Annotated in this window: 16 protein-coding genes and 1 pseudogene; 11 read left to right on the forward strand and 6 right to left on the reverse strand. The window is 70.3% G+C overall.

The window, feature by feature from the left end; genetic code table 11:
• Positions 1-55 precede the first annotated feature (55 nt).
• Entirely contained in the window at positions 56-511 is a 456-nt protein-coding gene (locus tag ASD47_RS23605; protein ID WP_056762044.1) for a hypothetical protein, read from the reverse strand.
• A 250-nt stretch (positions 512-761) separates the two neighbouring features.
• Positions 762-1,061: a hypothetical protein gene (locus tag ASD47_RS23610; RefSeq protein WP_056762046.1), complete on the reverse strand. Its 300-nt coding sequence runs from the start codon at positions 1,059-1,061 to the stop codon at positions 762-764.
• A gap of 253 nt (positions 1,062-1,314) precedes the next feature.
• On the opposite strand from ASD47_RS23610, the gene ASD47_RS23615 reads away from it, so the two are divergent.
• The 5 genes from ASD47_RS23615 to rutA all read left to right on the forward strand — a co-directional run bounded on the left by ASD47_RS23615 (position 1,315) and on the right by rutA (position 6,371).
• Complete coding sequence (locus ASD47_RS23615) at positions 1,315-2,961, forward strand: sensor histidine kinase (RefSeq protein WP_235526171.1); 1,647 nt, start codon at positions 1,315-1,317, stop codon at positions 2,959-2,961.
• A gap of 291 nt (positions 2,962-3,252) precedes the next feature.
• Positions 3,253-3,951: a pyrimidine utilization protein B gene (gene rutB / locus ASD47_RS23620; protein WP_056762049.1), complete on the forward strand. Its 699-nt coding sequence runs from the start codon at positions 3,253-3,255 to the stop codon at positions 3,949-3,951.
• Positions 3,952-4,095: 144 nt separating this feature from the next.
• Complete coding sequence (gene rutC / locus ASD47_RS23625; RefSeq protein ID WP_056762051.1) at positions 4,096-4,485, forward strand: pyrimidine utilization protein C; 390 nt, start codon at positions 4,096-4,098, stop codon at positions 4,483-4,485.
• Positions 4,485-5,303 (forward strand): pyrimidine utilization protein D, encoded by an 819-nt coding sequence (rutD, locus tag ASD47_RS23630; RefSeq protein ID WP_056762052.1) that lies wholly within the window; start codon positions 4,485-4,487, stop codon positions 5,301-5,303. Before rutC ends, rutD begins: the two co-directional genes overlap by 1 nt.
• Positions 5,304-5,306: 3 nt before the next feature.
• Positions 5,307-6,371, forward strand: a complete 1,065-nt coding sequence (gene rutA / locus ASD47_RS23635; protein ID WP_056762054.1) for a pyrimidine utilization protein A — start codon at positions 5,307-5,309, stop codon at positions 6,369-6,371.
• Positions 6,372-6,497: 126 nt separating this feature from the next.
• On the opposite strand, the gene ASD47_RS23640 is transcribed toward rutA, so the two are convergent.
• A complete protein-coding gene (locus ASD47_RS23640) occupies positions 6,498-7,004 on the reverse strand; it encodes an FKBP-type peptidyl-prolyl cis-trans isomerase (RefSeq protein WP_056762056.1) in 507 nt (168 codons plus the stop codon).
• 321 nt (positions 7,005-7,325) lie between these two features.
• Positions 7,326-9,260 carry a M61 family metallopeptidase gene (locus tag ASD47_RS23645; protein WP_056762063.1) on the reverse strand — a complete coding sequence of 645 codons (1,935 nt, stop codon included), beginning with the start codon at positions 9,258-9,260 and terminating at the stop codon, positions 7,326-7,328.
• A 262-nt stretch (positions 9,261-9,522) separates the two neighbouring features.
• On the opposite strand from ASD47_RS23645, the pseudogene ASD47_RS23650 reads away from it, so the two are divergent.
• Positions 9,523-9,863 (forward strand): annotated as a pseudogene (locus tag ASD47_RS23650) (DUF559 domain-containing protein).
• 73 nt (positions 9,864-9,936) lie between these two features.
• Here ASD47_RS23650 and ASD47_RS23655 read toward each other — a convergent pair.
• Positions 9,937-10,305 carry a response regulator gene (locus tag ASD47_RS23655; RefSeq protein WP_056762064.1) on the reverse strand — a complete coding sequence of 123 codons (369 nt, stop codon included), beginning with the start codon at positions 10,303-10,305 and terminating at the stop codon, positions 9,937-9,939.
• Positions 10,306-10,524: 219 nt separating this feature from the next.
• Between ASD47_RS23655 and ASD47_RS23660 the strand changes: the two genes are divergently transcribed.
• The 5 genes from ASD47_RS23660 to ASD47_RS23680 all read left to right on the forward strand — a co-directional run bounded on the left by ASD47_RS23660 (position 10,525) and on the right by ASD47_RS23680 (position 15,264).
• Positions 10,525-11,154 carry a PepSY-associated TM helix domain-containing protein gene (locus tag ASD47_RS23660; RefSeq protein WP_056762065.1) on the forward strand — a complete coding sequence of 210 codons (630 nt, stop codon included), beginning with the start codon at positions 10,525-10,527 and terminating at the stop codon, positions 11,152-11,154.
• An 11-nt stretch (positions 11,155-11,165) separates the two neighbouring features.
• Complete coding sequence (locus ASD47_RS23665; RefSeq protein ID WP_056762066.1) at positions 11,166-11,696, forward strand: DUF2271 domain-containing protein; 531 nt, start codon at positions 11,166-11,168, stop codon at positions 11,694-11,696.
• A gap of 11 nt (positions 11,697-11,707) precedes the next feature.
• Positions 11,708-12,613, forward strand: a complete 906-nt coding sequence (locus ASD47_RS23670) for a DUF4198 domain-containing protein (RefSeq protein ID WP_056762068.1) — start codon at positions 11,708-11,710, stop codon at positions 12,611-12,613.
• Between the two features lie 129 nt (positions 12,614-12,742).
• Positions 12,743-13,735, forward strand: a complete 993-nt coding sequence (locus ASD47_RS23675) for an FAD:protein FMN transferase (RefSeq protein ID WP_056762070.1) — start codon at positions 12,743-12,745, stop codon at positions 13,733-13,735.
• Positions 13,732-15,264 (forward strand): sulfite reductase flavoprotein subunit alpha, encoded by a 1,533-nt coding sequence (locus tag ASD47_RS23680; protein ID WP_056762072.1) that lies wholly within the window; start codon positions 13,732-13,734, stop codon positions 15,262-15,264. The genes ASD47_RS23675 and ASD47_RS23680 overlap by 4 nt, the downstream gene beginning before the upstream one ends.
• Before the next feature lie 81 nt (positions 15,265-15,345).
• Here the strand turns inward: ASD47_RS23680 and ASD47_RS23685 are convergent, their stop codons facing one another.
• Positions 15,346-15,885, reverse strand: coding sequence for an NTP transferase domain-containing protein (locus ASD47_RS23685; RefSeq protein ID WP_056762074.1), 540 nt, complete (start codon positions 15,883-15,885; stop codon positions 15,346-15,348).
• Positions 15,886-16,008: the final 123 nt, after the last annotated feature.

Below are 16,008 nucleotides of genomic sequence, written 5' to 3' on the forward strand. Positions count from 1 at the left end.
GGGGCCATTTCCGGCGCGCGGCTAGGGGAAAAACGCGGCGCGGCGCCGGGTTCCGTCAGGTCTTGGCCCCCAGGCGCCGGGCGTTGGCCGTGGCGGCGGCGTGGATCGGGGCCAGCATCGCCGACTGCCAGGCCACCCCCAGCGACATCATCCGCGCCCAGAAGGCCATCGCGCCGAGCGAGGCGTCCAGGGCCGGCGCGAGGCCGGCGCGCGGCGCCTTCCAGGCTTGGGCCAGGTAGCGGTTGGACTCCGCGGCCATGGCCAGCCAGGCCGGGCCCGCCGCGGCCGCGCCCTGGGCGAAGGCCAGCGGCTTCTCGGAAACCATCCGCGTCAGCTCGGCATAGTTGCCGCGCATCGGGTCGCGGACCGCCGCGACGATCATCGGCGTACGGGCGTCGATCACCCGCAGTGAGGCCAGGGCCAGTTCGGCGCTGGCGCTGGCCAGGGCGAAGGCGCCGGCGGACGTCGCCTTGCGGCGGGGCTTGCGGGTTTGGGGGCGCGTCTTGGGCATGGAGGGACAACGCCGCCCGCCCGGCCTTCGCTCCGCCCGCATGAAAAAGGCCGGCCCCGCGTGGCGGAGCCGGCCCTTCTGGAAACTGGAGACGAGCGCCTTAGGGCGTCGCCCTTCAATCCCCGAGGGCGAAAACCTCGTCCTTCGACAAGCTCAGGATGAGGTTTTCGACTGCCAAGCCTGCACATGGTCCTCATCCTGAGCTTGTCGAAGGACGAGGACCACGCACAGCCTTGAGGGTCGAAGCGCCCTAGTGGGCGGCGTCCTTGGCGTCGTGGCCCGCGTCCTTGGCCTGGTCACCGGCCTTCTCGGCGGTGTCGCCCGCGGCGGCGGCGGTGTCGCCAGCGGCCTTGGCGCCGGCCGTGTCGCCGGTCTGGGCGGCGGTGGTGCTGGCGTTGGCGGCCTGGGCGGCGGCGTCGGCGGCCTGCTGGCTGGAGGCGGCGGCCGCGGTGGCGTCGGCGGCGGCTTCGTTGGCCTTTTCAGCCTTGGGCTGGCAGGCCGCGGCGCCGATGGCGAGGGCGGCGACGGCCGCGATGGTCACGATACGCATGCTGTGAAGTCTCCCAAAAGGTCCCCGACATCTTTGCCGTGGGTGGTCAGGGAACCCCGCGGGCCGCCAAAGGTTGCTCCATCGCCCCTTCAGCGCTCTGTCGGCTAACCGCTTGACCCGGCGCGGCGGCGGCCTTCTGTTGCGTCCAGCCCGCAGGATGAGCCCGTTCGCCTTGCCAGACCCGGTCGCCTCCCCCCCCGCATCGTCGTCGCTCTCGCCCGCCGCCGGCACGGTGCGCCGGCGGCTGCTGCTGATGGCGCTCAGCCTGGTGCTGCCGGCCGTGCTGTTCATGGTGCTGCTGGCCCGCGCCGAGTTCGGCGAGAGCCGGGCCCGGTACGAGCGGCAGCTGATCGCCACCACCCGCGCCCTGGTGCTGGCCACCGACCGGCAGATCGGCCAGGGCCAGAGCGTCCTGCAGACCCTGGCGGTGTCGCCGGCCCTGATCGCCGGCGACATTCCGGCGTTCGAGCGCCAGGCCCGGGCGGCCGTGCAGGGCGGCGACGGCTGGATCGTGCTGATCGACGGCGACCGGCAACTGGTCAACACCCGCCTGTCCCCCGGCGCTCCCCTGCCCCGGGCCCGCCTCCCGGACGACCGCTGGCGGACCATCCGCGCGGGCCGCACCTCGGTCTCGAACCTGATCGTGCGAAAGGACGACGGCTCGGCGCCCGCCTTCGTGTCGATCGACATGCCGGTGATCGTCGACGGCCAGCTGCGCGACCTGGCCTATATCCAGACGCCCGAGGCCTTCGCGACGATCTTCGCCAACCAGAACATCCCGCCCAGCTGGACGGCCAGCATCGTCGACCGCAACGCCTCGGTGGTGGCGCGCTCCAAGGACCTGAAGCGCTTCCAGGGCCGCCAGGTCAGCGGCGAGATGCGCCAGGCCATGGCGCGGGGCAGCGAGGGCGTGGCGCTGAGCCATACGCTGGACGGCACGCCGACCCTCTCGGCCTTCAGCCGATCGCCCACCAGCGGCTGGGCCTTCATCGTCGGCGTGCCCCGGACCGAGCTGAGCCGGGCCAACTGGTCGTCGGTGGGCGGACTGACCCTGGCTAGCCTGGTGCTGTTGATCATCGGAGTGGCGGTGGCCCTGACGGTCTCGCAGGACATTTCGGCGGCCGTGCGCGGCCTGAGCGCCGACGCCAAGGCCGTGGCGGCGGGCGAGGAGATCGCCGCGATCGGGGATCGCTTCCAGGAGATCGCCGAGGTGCGGGCGGCCCTGCATGACGCGTCGGTCCAACTGCGGGCCCGCGAGGCCGAGGAGCTGCGCGCCCACCAGCGCCAGCAACTGATGATCAACGAGCTGAACCACCGGGTGAAGAACACCCTGTTCACGGTGCAGTCCCTGGCCCGGCAAAGCCTGGGCCGGCCGGCCGACACGCCCGGCCTTCAGGCCTTCAACGAGCGCATCATGGCCCTGGCCCGCGCCCATGACCTGCTGACCCGGAGCGTCTGGGAGGGCGCCGACCTCCAGGAGATCCTGGAGGAGACCCTCGAGCCCTATCTGGACCGGACGATCCTGGCCGGCCCGCCGGTCGCCCTGACGCCCAACGCCGCCCTGGCCCTATCGATGGTGTTCCACGAGCTGGGCACCAACGCCGGCAAGTACGGGGCCCTGTCGCTTCCCGGCGGCGCGGTGACGGTGGTCTGGCACGTCGATCCCGGCGCGCCGCACCGGCTGACCCTGCACTGGGAGGAGCGCGGCGGCCCCCCCGTCTCGCCGCCGGCCCGCAAGGGCTTCGGCTCGCGCCTGATCGCCGCTACCCTGAAGTCCGACCTGGCCGGCGAGGCGCGGGCCGACTACCGGCCCAGCGGCCTGGTCTGCGTCCTGACCCTGTCGCTGCGCCGGCCGGACGAGCAGGAAGCGGAAGGGCGGGAAGGGTCGACACTTCCCTGAAGCCGAAAACCTCGTCCTTCGACAAGCTCAGGATGAGGTTTTCTACCGCCGAGCCGTAATGGTCCTCATCCTGAGCCTGTCGAAGGACGAGGACCACGCACCGCGTCGGGTCCCACCGAACCGCTGCGCAGCGGACGACATTTAGTAAGTCGTTTCTGAATTAGCCCAAGACTTAGGCGCCCGGCGGGGCAATTGCGGTTCGCCGATCATCGATCGATTGCGCCCGGCTTCGCGATGGTCTTACCTGCGTCGCTCACCCCGTGGGGAAGGTCCCGCGCAAGGATTGGGCCCATGACGACACCCGACGCCCTGATGCTGCCGGCCCGGCCCGAGCCGATCGCCCTGCCGGTCGACAAGACCGCGGTGATCGTCATCGACATGCAGAACGCCTACGCCTCGCCCGGCGGCTATCTGGACCTGGCCGGCTTCGACATCAGCGGCGCGGCGGCGGTGATCGACAAGATCAAGGGCGTGCTGGACGTGGCCCGCGGCGCGGGCATGCCGGTGATCTATTTCCAGAACGGCTGGGACAGCGACTATGTCGAGGCCGGCGGCCCCGGCTCGCCCAACTGGCACAAGTCCAACGCCCTGAAGACCATGCGCGCCCGGCCCGAGCTGCAGGGCAAGCTGCTGGCGCGCGGCACCTGGGACTACGAGCTGGTCGACGACCTGAAACCCCAGCCCGGCGACATCCAACTGCACAAGACCCGCTACAGCGGTTTCTTCAACAGCCAGCTGGACAGCGTGCTGCGTTCGCGCGGCGTGCGCCACCTGGTGTTCGTCGGCATCGCCACCAATGTCTGCGTGGAGTCGACCCTGCGCGACGGCTTCTTCCTGGAATATTTCGGCACAGTGCTGGAGGACGCGACCCACCAGGCGGGTCCCGAGTTCGTCCAGCAGGCGGCGCTCTACAACATCGAGACGTTCTTCGGCTGGGTCTCGACCACGGCCGATTTCAAGGGAGCGGTCGGGCAGCGGGAAGGCGCGTGACCAGCGCCGTGCGTCCTTCGAGGCTCGGCTACGCCTCGCGCCTCAGGATGAGGACCTTTTGAGCCTTCTGAATTCCTCATCCTGAGGCGCCGCGAAGCGGCCTCGAAGGACGCAGGGCCTCGCAAACACTAAGGAAAACGAGATATGCCCAAGACCGTCATCATCCCGCCCGGCACGGGCACGCCCATCGCCCCGTTCTCGCCGGGCACGCTGGCCGACGGGATCGTCTATGTCTCGGGCACCCTGGCCTTCGACAAGGACAACAACGTCGCTTTCCCCGACGACGCCGAGGCCCAGACCCGCCAGGTGCTGGAGACCATCAAGTCGGTGATCGAGACCGCCGGCGGGACCATGGACGACGTGACCATGAACCACATCTTCCTGACCGATTGGTCCAACTACCAGACGATCAACAAGGTCTATGCCGAGTACTTCCCCGGCGACAAGCCGGCCCGCTACTGCATCCAGTGCGGCCTGGTGAAGCCCGGCTTCGTGGTCGAGATCGCCAGCGTCGCCCACATCGGCAAGCGCTGATGCAGTCCGGGACCGTCGACGGCCTGTACTACGAGGTCCACGGCGGACCGGCGGCCGGCCGCGCGACGGTGATCCTGTCGGCCGGCCTGGGCGGTTCCGGGGCCTTCTGGGCGCCGCAGATGGCGGCGCTGCTGAGCCGATTCCGCGTGGTGCTGTACGACCATCGCGGCACGGGCCGCAGCGTGCGGGAACTGCCCGCCGGGCCTTACAAGGTCGCCGCCATGGCCGAGGACATCGTCAAGGTCATGGACGCCCTGGGCCTGGAGCGCGCCCACGTGGTCGGCCACGCGGCGGGCGGCAACGCCGGCCTGGCCCTGGCGCTGGACCATCCGGACCGCATCGACAAGCTGGTGGTGGTCAACGGCTGGTCTCGACCCGACCCGCACATCAAGCGCTGCTTCGACACCCGCCTGGCCCTGCTGAACAACACCGGCATCGCGGCCTATGTGCACGCCCAGCCGATCTTCCTCTATCCGGCCGACTGGCTGAGCGCCAATCACGCCCGGCTGGAGGCCGAGGAGGTCCACCACATCCACGGCTTCCCGGACCCGGACGTCATGCGGGCCCGCATCCAGGCCCTGCTCCACTTCGACATCGACGCCGACCTGGAACGGATCCTCTGCCCGGTGCTGGTCAGCGCCAGCGCCGACGACATGCTGGTGCCCCTGGCCTGCTCGCGCCGCCTGGCCGAGCGCCTGCCCAACGCCACGCTCGACATCGCCCCCTGGGGCGGCCACGGCTTCACCGTCACCGCGGCGGAAGCGTTCAATTCACGCCTACTGAGCTTTCTCGGCGGCGACCTTCAACGGGGGGAATAACCCATGGAAATCGGCGTCTTCATTCCGATCGGCAACAATGGCTGGTTGATCTCCGAGGCGGCCCCGCAGTACATGCCGTCGTTCGCGCTGAACAAGGCGATCGTCCAGAAGGCCGAGAAGTACGGCTTCGACTTCGCGCTCTCGATGATCAAGCTGCGCGGCTTCGGTGGCAAGACCCAGTTCTGGGAGCACAATCTCGAGAGCTTCACCCTGATGGCCGGCCTGGCGGCCGTGACAGAGAAGATCAAGATCTTCGCCACCGCCGCCACCCTGACCATCCCGCCGGCCATCGTGGCCCGCATGGCCTCGACCATCGACTCCATCGCCCCGGGCCGCTTCGGCATCAACCTGGTCACCGGCTGGCAGAAGGCCGAATACGACCAGATGGGGCTGTGGCCGGGCGAGCAGCACTATACCGACCGCTACAACTACCTGGCCGAATACGCCACCGTGCTGCGCGAGCTGCTGGACACCGGAGTCAGCGACTTCAAGGGCAAGTATTTCCAGATGACCGACTGCCGGGTCAGTCCGCACCCGGAGGAGACCAAGCTGATCTGCGCCGGCTCGTCCAACGAGGGCCTGGCCTTCACGGCCCAGTACGCCGACTACAGCTTCGCCCTGGGCAAGGGGACCAACACCCCCACCGCCTTCGGCGGGGTCAACGACCGGCTCAAGGCCGCCGCCGACAAGACCGGCCGCGACGTGGCCTCCTACATCCTGTTCATGATCATCGCCGACGAGACCGACGAGGCGGCCATGGCCAAGTGGCAGGCCTACCGGGCCGGCGCCGACCAGGAGGCCCTGGCCTGGCTGACCAACCAGGCCGCCCCCAACGCCGCCGCCGGCTCGACCACCAACACCGCCCAGCTGGCCGCCCCGGAATCGGCGGTCAACCTCAACATGGGCACCCTGGTGGGCTCGTACGAAAGCGTCGCCCGGATGCTGGACGAGGTGGCCGCCGTCGAGGGCACGGCCGGCGTGCTGCTGGTGTTCGACGACTTCGTGGCGGGGGTGGAGAACTTCGGGACGCGGGTCCAGCCGCTGATGGCGTCACGGGCAGGGGTTTGAAAGATCCTCCCCCTGTGGGGGAGGTGTCGGCGCAGCCGACGGTGGGGGGAGTTGGCTGAGGTGGGTCTACGCCCCCCACCGGCGCCTTCGCGCCGCCTCCCCCACAGGGGGAGGACCTAGGAAACCCTAATCCACCGCCAGCATGTCGATCAGCTGCAGGCGGAACACCAGCACGCTGTTGGCCGGGATGGGGCCGGCGGCGCGTTCGCCATAGGCCAGGTTGGCCGGGATCCACAGGGTCCATTCGTCGCCGACATGCATCATCGGCAGGGCCTGCAGCCAGCCCGGGATCAGGCCGTCGGCCGGCATGATCGCCGCCTGGCCGCGCTGGAACGAGCTGTCGAACACCGTGCCGTCCAGCAGCTTGCCCTCGTAGTGAACCTTGACGATGTCGCCCAGCTTCGGCGACTTGCCGGTCTTGGGGCCCGAGGTGGTGATCTTGTACTGCAGGCCCGAGGCGGTGGTGACCACGCCGGGCGCCTTGGCGTTCTTGGCGAGGAACGCCTGGCCCTCGGCCAGGGTCTTGCTCGTGTCGACGGCGGCCGCCAGCTGGGGCGGGGCGGACGCTTCCTGCGCCAGGACGGGGCTCGAGAGCAGGGAAAGGCCCAGGGCCAGGCCGGCGATACGGTTCATGCGGAGACAGTCCATTCGAAGCGGAAGCTTGCGCTGTCTTTCACGGAACCCGTGGCGGCATCAAGACCGTCGCGTTGGCGTCTCGCGATATTCGGAGCATCCCTAGCAAACGCCCGTCATCCTCGGACTTGTTCCGAGGACCCCTGCTTCAGCCGCGAAGAACGACGATCCGTGGGGCTGTGAGATCGCGAACCAACCCGACCGACAACGCGGCGGACCTAGGGGTCCTCGGAACAAGTCCGAGGATGACGGGCGTGGGGTGACGAGCAGACATGAAAAAGGGCCGACGGCATGTACGCCGGCGGCCCCTTCGTCCAGCGCCTACTTCTTCGGCGCGTAGATATCATCCAGCCGCGCCGGCGTCCCCTCGATCCGCTCCAGGCGCGGATACTTCAGGCCGCCGCGGTAGTCGACCTTCACCGTCCGGTAGCGCTCGCCGTCCTTGATCAGCAGCTCGACCAGCGGGGCGTCGGCCTTGGCCGTGGCCTTGACGGCGTCCTTGACGCCGTCGTCGCTGTAGGCCGTGCCGTTGACCGCCACGATGGTCTCACCGGCCGTCAGCCCCGCCTTGAAGGCCGGAGTGTCCCAGTTGACCGCCGACAGCACGCCGCCGGCCCCGACGGTGATCCCCAGCGAGTAGCTGAGATTGACGATCTTGCCCTTGGTCTCGGCCGCCTTGAAGAAGTCGGTCGGGGTGTCGGTATAGACCAGCTTGTAGCCGCCGCGGGTCAGGCCATCCAGCGGCGCGCGCTCCGACAGCCCCTCGACGCGGGTCTTCAGGAAGCTCGCCCAGTCGTACGGGACCACGCCGTTCAGGGTCTGGACCACGGTGTCGAAGTCGTAGGTCAACGGCACGTAGGAGCCGTTCTCGACGCCGAAGAAGGCCTTGGCGAAGTCGTCCAGCGACTTCTTGCCGCCGGTCTTCTCGCGGATCAGCGTATCGGCGTCGAGCCAGATCAGCTGGCCTTCCGAATAGTAGTCCTCGCTGCGCTGCCAGCTGGTCCACGAGGCCGGCTTGCGGTTGGCGATGATCGGGTCGTTGGTGGTGTCCAGCACGTTGCGCCAGTTGCGGCCGGCGCGGGTGTCGTACAGGGCGGCGGTGGCGGCCAGCGACTCCAGGCCCTGCTGCTTGGTCTGCAGGCCCGAGCGGGCGGCCAGCACGTTGCCCCAGTACTGGGTCTGGCCCTCATAGACCCACATCAGGCTGTCGCGCATCGGCTCGTTCAGCGTCGGGGTGTAGAGGTCGGCCGCGCGGCGGAACTTGCCGTTCCATGAGTGGGTGTATTCGTGGGCCAGCAGGTCGCGGCCGACGAAGGTCTTGTCCCAGTCGGTGAAGTACTTGGGCACGACGCCGTTTTCGCTGGAGCGGTGATGCTCCAGGCCGATGCCGCCCATCTTGTCGGTCAGGGCCAGCAGGAAGTCGTAGTGGTCGTAGTGGTGCGCGCCGTACAGCTTGTAGGCCTGCTGCACCAGGTTGCGGTGGATCTGCAGCTGCTCGGGCTTGATCTCCAGATATTCCGGCTTGTCGGCGACGATGTTCAGGCGCACCGGCACGGCCGCGCCCGGGTCCAGGTCGACCTGCTTGTAGTAGCGGCCGGCGAACATCGGCGAGTCGACCAGTGTCTCGAAGGTCGTGGTCTTGAACGTAGTGGTCTGGCCGGCGGTCGAGGCCTTCTCCAGCGCGGTGCCGAAGCCCCAGCCCTCCGGCAGCTTGACGGTCGGCTCGACCTGGATGCGGCGGGTGTAGTAGCCGGCCGGGTAGAAGCCCAGCTGCAGCCACTGGACGTTCAGCATGTCGTCGGTGACCAGGATGCGGCCGACGTCGGACTTCACCGGGGTCAGGAACTGGAAGCTGACCTGGACCTCGTTCGCGCCGTCGGGCACGTCGAAGTGGAAGGCGTGGACGGCGACCGGGTCGCGGGTCCACGGCAGGGTCTTGCCATTGGCGGTGATGACGAGACCAGCGAGCTTGTCCAGGTCGTTGCGCGGCGAATGGCCGCCGGGCACCCATTGCGGATAGAGGATGGTCATCGGGCCGGACTTGGCGACCGGGATCGTCTCGCGGACCTGGAAGATCTTGCGGTCCAGGTCGGTGGCGTCGACCGACAGCTTCAGCACGCCGGGATAGGCCACGTCCTGGGCGGCGGCGATCGGCGGGGTCGGCGGGGCCTGGACCGGGACGCGCTCCTGGGCGAAGGCGCTGGAGAGGCTCAAGGACAGGGCGACGGCGGAGGCGGTAAAGAACAGCGTTTTCAACAAACGACCCCAATGCGACGCGCGGGCGTCTCCCCGCGACGAAAGGCGGCATACTTCTCCTCTAAAGCGGGGCTTGTCGAGGTCGTCCGTGGCGGGGACCGTCGGTTGGCGGTGTTTTGGGCGCCGCGACAGGAATCCCTCTCTCTTTGAGAGAGGGAGGGGCCCGCCGCGAAGCGGTGGGAGGGTGAGAGGTTTCACCGCTAGCCGGAAAATCCCGATTCCTTCGGTTGCGTGATCCCGTAGGCGCTCCCAGGCTGTCGCCATGGACGCCACCGCCAACGCCCGGTGCCTTCGCCCGAACCAGACCCTGGCCGAGAAAACCCTGTGGAAGTTCGTCCGCAACCGCCGAGTCGGCGGCTTCAGGTTCCTGCGACAAGTCCCGATCGACCCTACTTCGCCGACTTCGTCTGCGAGTCGGGCAAGCTCATCGTCGAGCTGGACGGCCCCGCTCATGAAGGTCGCGAGGACTACGACGAACGCCGCACCCAGGCCCTGGAGCTATTCGGATATGCGGTGCTGAGATTCCCCAACGAACGGGTCCTGGCCGATCCCGTTGGCGTCCTCGACGACGTCCTGGCCGCGCTTCGATCGGGCAGGCTGTAACCTCTCACCCTCCCACCGCCTGCGGCGGCGGGCCCCTCCCTCTCTCCGTGAGAGAGGGAAAAGTAGCAGCCCCTCAAGCCGCCTGCGGCCACCTCGCCTCCAGCGCCCGCACCGCGCCCAGCAGGCGGGCGGGCGAGATCGGCTTCTCCAGCCGGGCGTCGCCGCGCTCGTCGTCCTGCAGCAGGTGCTCGTCACGGCCCGAGGCCAGCAGCACGGCCGTGCGCGCGCCCCGCCGGCGGCGGGTGGCCCGGATCAGGTCGCCGCCGTTCATGCGCGGCATCAGGAAATCGGTGATCAGCAGGTCCGGGTCGAAGGCGTCCATGGCCTCCAGCGCCTGCTCGCCGTCGCGGCAGATCAGCACGTCGAAACCCGCTTCGCGCAGGGTGATCTCGTGGAGGGTGGCCAGGAGGATATCGTCCTCCGCGACTAGGATCTTGTGCAACGTCCGCCCCGACATGCTTAACGACTGGTTAAGCACGATTAGCCCGCCCAAATCGCGCCGTCGCCGTGCGCTATCGTCGCAGTCGGCAACCCCAGAAAGCCTTTGTTTCCAGGGAAAACTCACGCGTGTGGCCGCCGACGCGCGGGAAGGCTTGCTTTTGCAAGTCGTTCTCAAGTATGGACTTGAAGCTCAGCCCAAAACCCTCGCGCCCCGGATTTCGTGAAGACCGCCCCCGCCCAGCAAAGCCGCTCGTTCTGGCTCAAGCAGCTGCACCAGTGGCACTGGATCAGCGCGGCCCTGAGCCTGGTGGGGATGCTGCTGTTCGCGGTCACCGGCTTCACCCTGAATCACGCCGGCCAGATCGAGGGCCAGCCCAAGGTCGTCGACCGCAAGGCCACCCTGCCGGCCGACCTGCTGACCCAGCTGGCCAGGGGCCCGGCCGAGGGGAAGCATCCCCTGCCGATCCGGGTCGAGACTTGGCTGGACAGGACCGTTGACGCCGACATCGCCCGCCGCGAGGGCGAATGGTCGCAGGAGGAGGTCTATGTCGCCCTGGCCCGCCCCGGCGGCGACGCCTGGATCAGCATCGACCGCGCGACCGGCGCCGTGGAGCACGAGAAAACCACGCGTGGCGCGATCTCGCTGCTCAACGACCTGCACAAGGGCCGCAACGCCGGCAAGGCCTGGGGCTGGTTCATCGACGTCTTCGCCGGGGCCTGCGTGGTGTTCGCGGTCACCGGCCTGATCCTGCTGCAGTTTCACGCCCGGGCCCGCCCCCTGACCTGGCCCCTGGTGGCCGGCGGCCTGGTGATCCCGCTGCTGCTTGTCATCCTCTTCGTCCACCTGTGAGGCGTCCCCCCATGAAGCGCTCCCCGAAGCTTTCGCTATCCCTGCTGACCTTCGCTGGAGCCGCTGTCGGCGCCGCGCCCGCCCTGGCCGCCGACCTCGCCGTCACGGTCCAGGTGCCGCGCCTGACGGTCGCCGAGTACCACAAGCCCTATGTCTCGATCTGGATCGAGAACCCGGCCGACGCCACCGCCGCCGGCACCCTGGCGGTCTGGTACGACGCCCGCTCCAAGGAGGATAAGGGCGTCAAGTGGCTGAAGGACATGCGCCAGTGGTGGCGCAAGGCCGGCCGCACGATGACCTTCCCGGCCGACGGGGTCAGCGGCGCCACCCGCGCGCCGGGTCCGCAGAAGCTGGTGTTCAGCGGTGCCAAGGGCCCGCTGAAGGACCTCAAGCCCGGCCAGTACAACCTGGTGGTCGAGGCCGCCCGTGAGGTCGGCGGCCAGGAAGCCGTCCGCGTGCCGTTCGCCTGGGGCAAACCGGGCAAGCTCGCTACCGCCAAGGGGACGGCCGAACTGGGCGCCGTCACCGTCGCCGTCAAATAGAGAGAAACGCCATGTCCCTGCGCAATCGCCTTCTCGCCGTCGCGGCCGCCGGCCTCGTCCTGGCCCTGCCGCTGGCCGCCAACGCCCACCGCGGCTGGATCGTGCCGTCGTTCACCGTGCTGTCGGGCGACGGCGCCTGGGTGACGCTGGACGCGGCGATCTCCAACGAGCTGTTCTACGCCGACCACAACCCGATGCGCCTGGACGCGGTGACCGTCACCGCGCCGGACGGTTCCGTCGACAAGATCCAGAACCCGGCCACCGGCAAGTACCGCTCGACCTTCGACGTCCAGCTCTCCAAGCCCGGCACCTACAAGATCGGCTCGGCGGTCAGCACCGTGATGGCCAGCTGGACGCAGGACGGCCAGGTCAAGCGCTTCCGCGGCTCGCCCGAGGACTTCGCCAAGCAGGTCCCAGCCGGCGCCGCCGACCTGAAGACCATCAAGAGCTTCAACCGCAACGAAACCTTCGTCACCCGCGACGCGCCGACCACCACGGTGTTCGCCCCGACCGGCAAGGGGCTGGAGCTGGTTCCGGTGACCCACCCCAACGACCTGGTGGCCGGCGAGGCCGCGACCTTCAAGTTCCTGCTGGACGGCAAGCCGGCCGCCGACCTGGAGGTGACCTTCGCCCCCGGCAATTCGCGCTACCGCGCCACGCCTGGCGACTTCAAGGTCAAGACCGGCGCCGACGGCGCGTTCAAGGTCACCTTCCCCGAAGCGGGCATGTACTGGATAAACGCCGTGGTGCGGACGGGCGAGACCGGCCGGGGCCCGGGCGGCCCTGGCGGTCCGGGCGGCGGCATGGGCGGTCCGGGCGGCGGCGCCCCCGGCGGCGCTCCGGCCCCCGCCACGCCGCTGGCCGGCGACGGCATGAGCGCCAGCTACACCGCCACGCTCGAAGCCCTGCGGCCCTAGGCTCACAAACGTTGTCATCCGCGCGGCAAGGCGATGTGGCGAGCGCCGCGGAACGTCCCTCACCGTCGTTCCAGAGATCGGACAGCCGCTTCGCTTCGATCGGGATGACAACGATTTGAGATCACCCGAATGACCCGCGTCCTCGTCCCCCAGCTCGCCGAGCCGCCCGCCCGTCCGATCGGCGGCGCGGTGCTGGCGCTTGGCGGCCGGACGATGGGCACGACCTGGTCGGTCAGGCTGATCGCCCCGCCGACCGCCGACGCCCAGGCCCTGACCGCCATGGCCCAGCGGGTGCTGGACGAGGTCGTTCGGCAAATGAGCCCGTGGGATCCGCTGTCGGACCTGTCGCGCTTCAACCGCGCCGCCGGCGGCGGCTGGACCGCCCTGCCCCCGGCCTTCGCCCTGGTGCTCCGCGCCGCCCTGGAGATCGCCGAGCGCACCGACGGCGCCTTCGACCCTACCCTGGGGGCCCTGGTCGACCTCTGGGGCTTCGGCCCCCGCCCCTTCTCCGGCGCGCCGCCGCGGGCCCAGGACATCGCCGACACCCGGGAAGCGGCGGGTTGGCGCCGCGTGACGCTGGACGGTGACAGCCTGTTCCAGCCGGGCGGGCTGCGGCTGGACCTCAACGGGATCGCCAAGGGGTTCGCGGTCGACCAGGTCGCCGCCGCCCTCGACCGGGCCGGCGTCCGCTCATACCTGGTCGAGGTCGGCGGCGAGCTGCGCGGAACCGGGGCCAAGCCGGACGGCCAACCCTGGTGGGTCGAGCTGGAACGCCCGCCCACGGCCAATGACGGCCTTCGCACCCTGGTCGCCCTGCACGGCCTGTCCGTGGCCACCTCGGGCGACTACCGCCGGTTCTTCGAGCACGGCGGCCGCCGCTACGCCCATACCCTGGATCCCGCCACCGCCGCGCCGGTCGCCAACCCCACGGTCAGCGTCGCGGTGCTGGACGCAAGCTGCATGCGCGCCGACGCCTACGCCACGGCCCTGACGGTGATGGCGCCCGACGCGGCCCTGGGCTTCGCGACAGAGCACGGCCTGGCCGCGATGATCCTCGCCCACGGCCCGACCGGCTTGGAGGAGCGCCTGTCGCCGGCCTTGTCGGCGATGCTCGACGCATGAGCGCTTGGGAAGCCCTTTCGTCCGACCGCCTGTCGACCGCCGGGCTGGTGCTGTGCGGCTACCTGCTGTTCTGCCTGGCCGTCGCCTGGCGCGAGGCCCTGCGCCGCCAGGCCGCCGACCGCGCGACCCGGGCCTTGTCGGCGGGGACCGGGGCGAGCGTCCTGGTCGTCCACGCCAGCCAGACCGGCTTCGCCGAGGAACTGGCCCTGGCCACCGCCCGGCTGCTGGGCGACGCCGGCGGGCGCGTCACCTTGAAGAGCCTGGCCGAGGTGACCGCTTCCGACCTGGCGGGAGCCGGCCGCGCCCTGTTCGTGGCCAGCACCACCGGCGAGGGCGACGCCCCCGACACGGCCCGCCGCTTCATCCGCGACGTCATGGACGGCGAGCCGGCCCTGCACGGCCTGGACTACGGCGTGCTGGCCCTGGGCGACAGCAGCTACGCCCGGTTCTGCGCCTTCGGCCGGACGCTGGACGGCTGGCTGGCCCATCGGGGCGCGGCGCCGCTGTTCGATCGGGTCGAAGTCGACGACGGCGACCCGGCCGCCCTGCGCCACTGGCAGGCCCATGTCGGCGTGCTGGCCGGCGTCACCGACGCCCCCGACTGGACCCGGCCGCGCTACGGCCGCTGGCGGCTGGCCGAGCGTCGCCGCCTGAACCCGGGCGGTCCGGGCGACGCGGCCTTCCACCTTCGGCTCCAGCCGCTGGACGCCGCGACCTGGGAGGCCGGCGACATTCTCGAGGTCGGGCCCCGCAACGCCCCGGCCGAGGTCGCCGCCTTGCTGGCGCGGCTGGGGCTGGACCTGTCCGCCCCCGTGGTCGCCCAAGAGGGGACGACCCTGGCCGAGGTCCTGTCCTGGCGCCGCCTGCCCCACGACCACAGCATCCCCGCGACCACGCCCCATGCCCTGGTCGACGCCCTGCCGGCCCTGCCCCACCGTGAATATTCGATCGCCTCGCTGCCGGCCGACGGCGGGGTCGAGCTGCTGGTCCGGGCCATGAGGCGGGCCGACGGCAAGCCGGGCCTGGGCTCAGGCTGGCTGACCCTGCACGCCGCCGTCGGGACCGAGATCGCCGCGCGCGTGCGGACCAACCGCGCCTTCCACGCGCCCTCGGACGACCGGCCGCTGATCCTGGTCGGCAACGGCACGGGCCTGGCCGGCCTGCGGGCCCACCTGAAGGCCCGCGCCGCCGCCGGCCGTCATCGCAACTGGCTGGTGTTCGGCGAGCGCACGGCGGCCCACGACTACTTCCACCGCGACGAGATCGAGGCCTGGCGCGCCGGGGGCGTCCTGCAACGCCTCGACCTGGCCTTCTCCCGCGACCAGGACCGCAAGGTCTATGTCCAGCACAGGCTGATGGAGGCCGCCGACGCCCTGCGCGCCTGGGTCGCCGACGGCGCGGCGATCTATGTCTGCGGCTCGCTGGAGGGCATGTCGGGCGACGTCCACGCGACGCTGACGACCGTCCTGGGCGCGGAGGTCATGGAGCGCCTGACCGACGAGGGACGGTATCGGCGGGACGTGTACTGAAGGCCGGGGACATGCCCTCGCGGCGTGTCCCCACAAAACGCAGTGCGAGACTTGGGGACACGCCGCGAGGGCATGTCCCCGTCAGCGCGACAAGCGATCTCGCTCCTCCGGCGTATTGGCCCCCCGCAGCCGGGCCCGCACGGTTTCGTCGCAGGCCAAGACCGCCAGCCCCGCCCGCTCCACCAGCCGCCGCAGCGGCCAGCCGGCTTCGGCCTCGGCCGGCAGGGCGGCCAGGGCCAGCGCCATCGGCACCGGCAAACCCTCATAGACTGCCCCCGGCGCGGCCGCCGCCAGCAGCGGCTGAAGGTCCTCGACCGTCACGGTCGGGGCGTCCACCGCCAGGACCAGGGCCCGCCCCAGGCCGTGGGCCGCCAGGGCCAGGGCCCCGGCCAGCACGCCGCCGACCGGTCCCGCGCCCGGCGCAGGGTCGTCGACATGCTCCAGCCCATGGTCGCGCCCGGCCGTCAGCACGCGGACAGCGCCGGCCGCGCGCGCCAGGGCCGCCACCCGGTCCACCGACCGCTGGCCGTCCCAGTCCAGCGCCGCCTTGTCGGCGCCCATGCGGCGCGAGGCGCCGCCGGTCAGGATGATCGCTCCGAAGGGGACGGCGTCGTGGGTCATGCCGCCAATCTAGGCCACCGGAAGATCGCCGTCTGCACCCGCCGGGCCGCGCGGGCTTCCCTGGCGGTTCAAAGACTTGCGGCCTGGCTTCCAAGACATGGCCGAAACGGTCTAGTGTCCGCC

This window comes from Caulobacter sp. Root1472 (assembly GCF_001426985.1).
GTDB lineage: Bacteria > Pseudomonadota > Alphaproteobacteria > Caulobacterales > Caulobacteraceae > Caulobacter > Caulobacter rhizosphaerae.

Bases quoted from the DNA above. Each gene is read 5' to 3' on its own strand.
- ASD47_RS23605 (WP_056762044.1), bottom strand. From the start codon at position 511: ATGCCCAAGACGCGCCCCCAAACCCGCAAGCCCCGCCGCAAGGCGACG.
- ASD47_RS23610 (WP_056762046.1), bottom strand. From the start codon at position 1,061: ATGCGTATCGTGACCATCGCGGCCGTCGCCGCCCTCGCCATCGGCGCC.
- ASD47_RS23615 (WP_235526171.1), top strand. From the start codon at position 1,315: ATGGCGCTCAGCCTGGTGCTGCCGGCCGTGCTGTTCATGGTGCTGCTG.
- rutB (WP_056762049.1), top strand. From the start codon at position 3,253: ATGACGACACCCGACGCCCTGATGCTGCCGGCCCGGCCCGAGCCGATC.
- rutC (WP_056762051.1), top strand. From the start codon at position 4,096: ATGCCCAAGACCGTCATCATCCCGCCCGGCACGGGCACGCCCATCGCC.
- rutD (WP_056762052.1), top strand. From the start codon at position 4,485: ATGCAGTCCGGGACCGTCGACGGCCTGTACTACGAGGTCCACGGCGGA.
- rutA (WP_056762054.1), top strand. From the start codon at position 5,307: ATGGAAATCGGCGTCTTCATTCCGATCGGCAACAATGGCTGGTTGATC.
- ASD47_RS23640 (WP_056762056.1), bottom strand. From the start codon at position 7,004: ATGAACCGTATCGCCGGCCTGGCCCTGGGCCTTTCCCTGCTCTCGAGC.
- ASD47_RS23665 (WP_056762066.1), top strand. From the start codon at position 11,166: ATGAAGCGCTCCCCGAAGCTTTCGCTATCCCTGCTGACCTTCGCTGGA.
- ASD47_RS23670 (WP_056762068.1), top strand. From the start codon at position 11,708: ATGTCCCTGCGCAATCGCCTTCTCGCCGTCGCGGCCGCCGGCCTCGTC.
- ASD47_RS23675 (WP_056762070.1), top strand. From the start codon at position 12,743: ATGACCCGCGTCCTCGTCCCCCAGCTCGCCGAGCCGCCCGCCCGTCCG.
- ASD47_RS23680 (WP_056762072.1), top strand. From the start codon at position 13,732: ATGAGCGCTTGGGAAGCCCTTTCGTCCGACCGCCTGTCGACCGCCGGG.
- ASD47_RS23685 (WP_056762074.1), bottom strand. From the start codon at position 15,885: ATGACCCACGACGCCGTCCCCTTCGGAGCGATCATCCTGACCGGCGGC.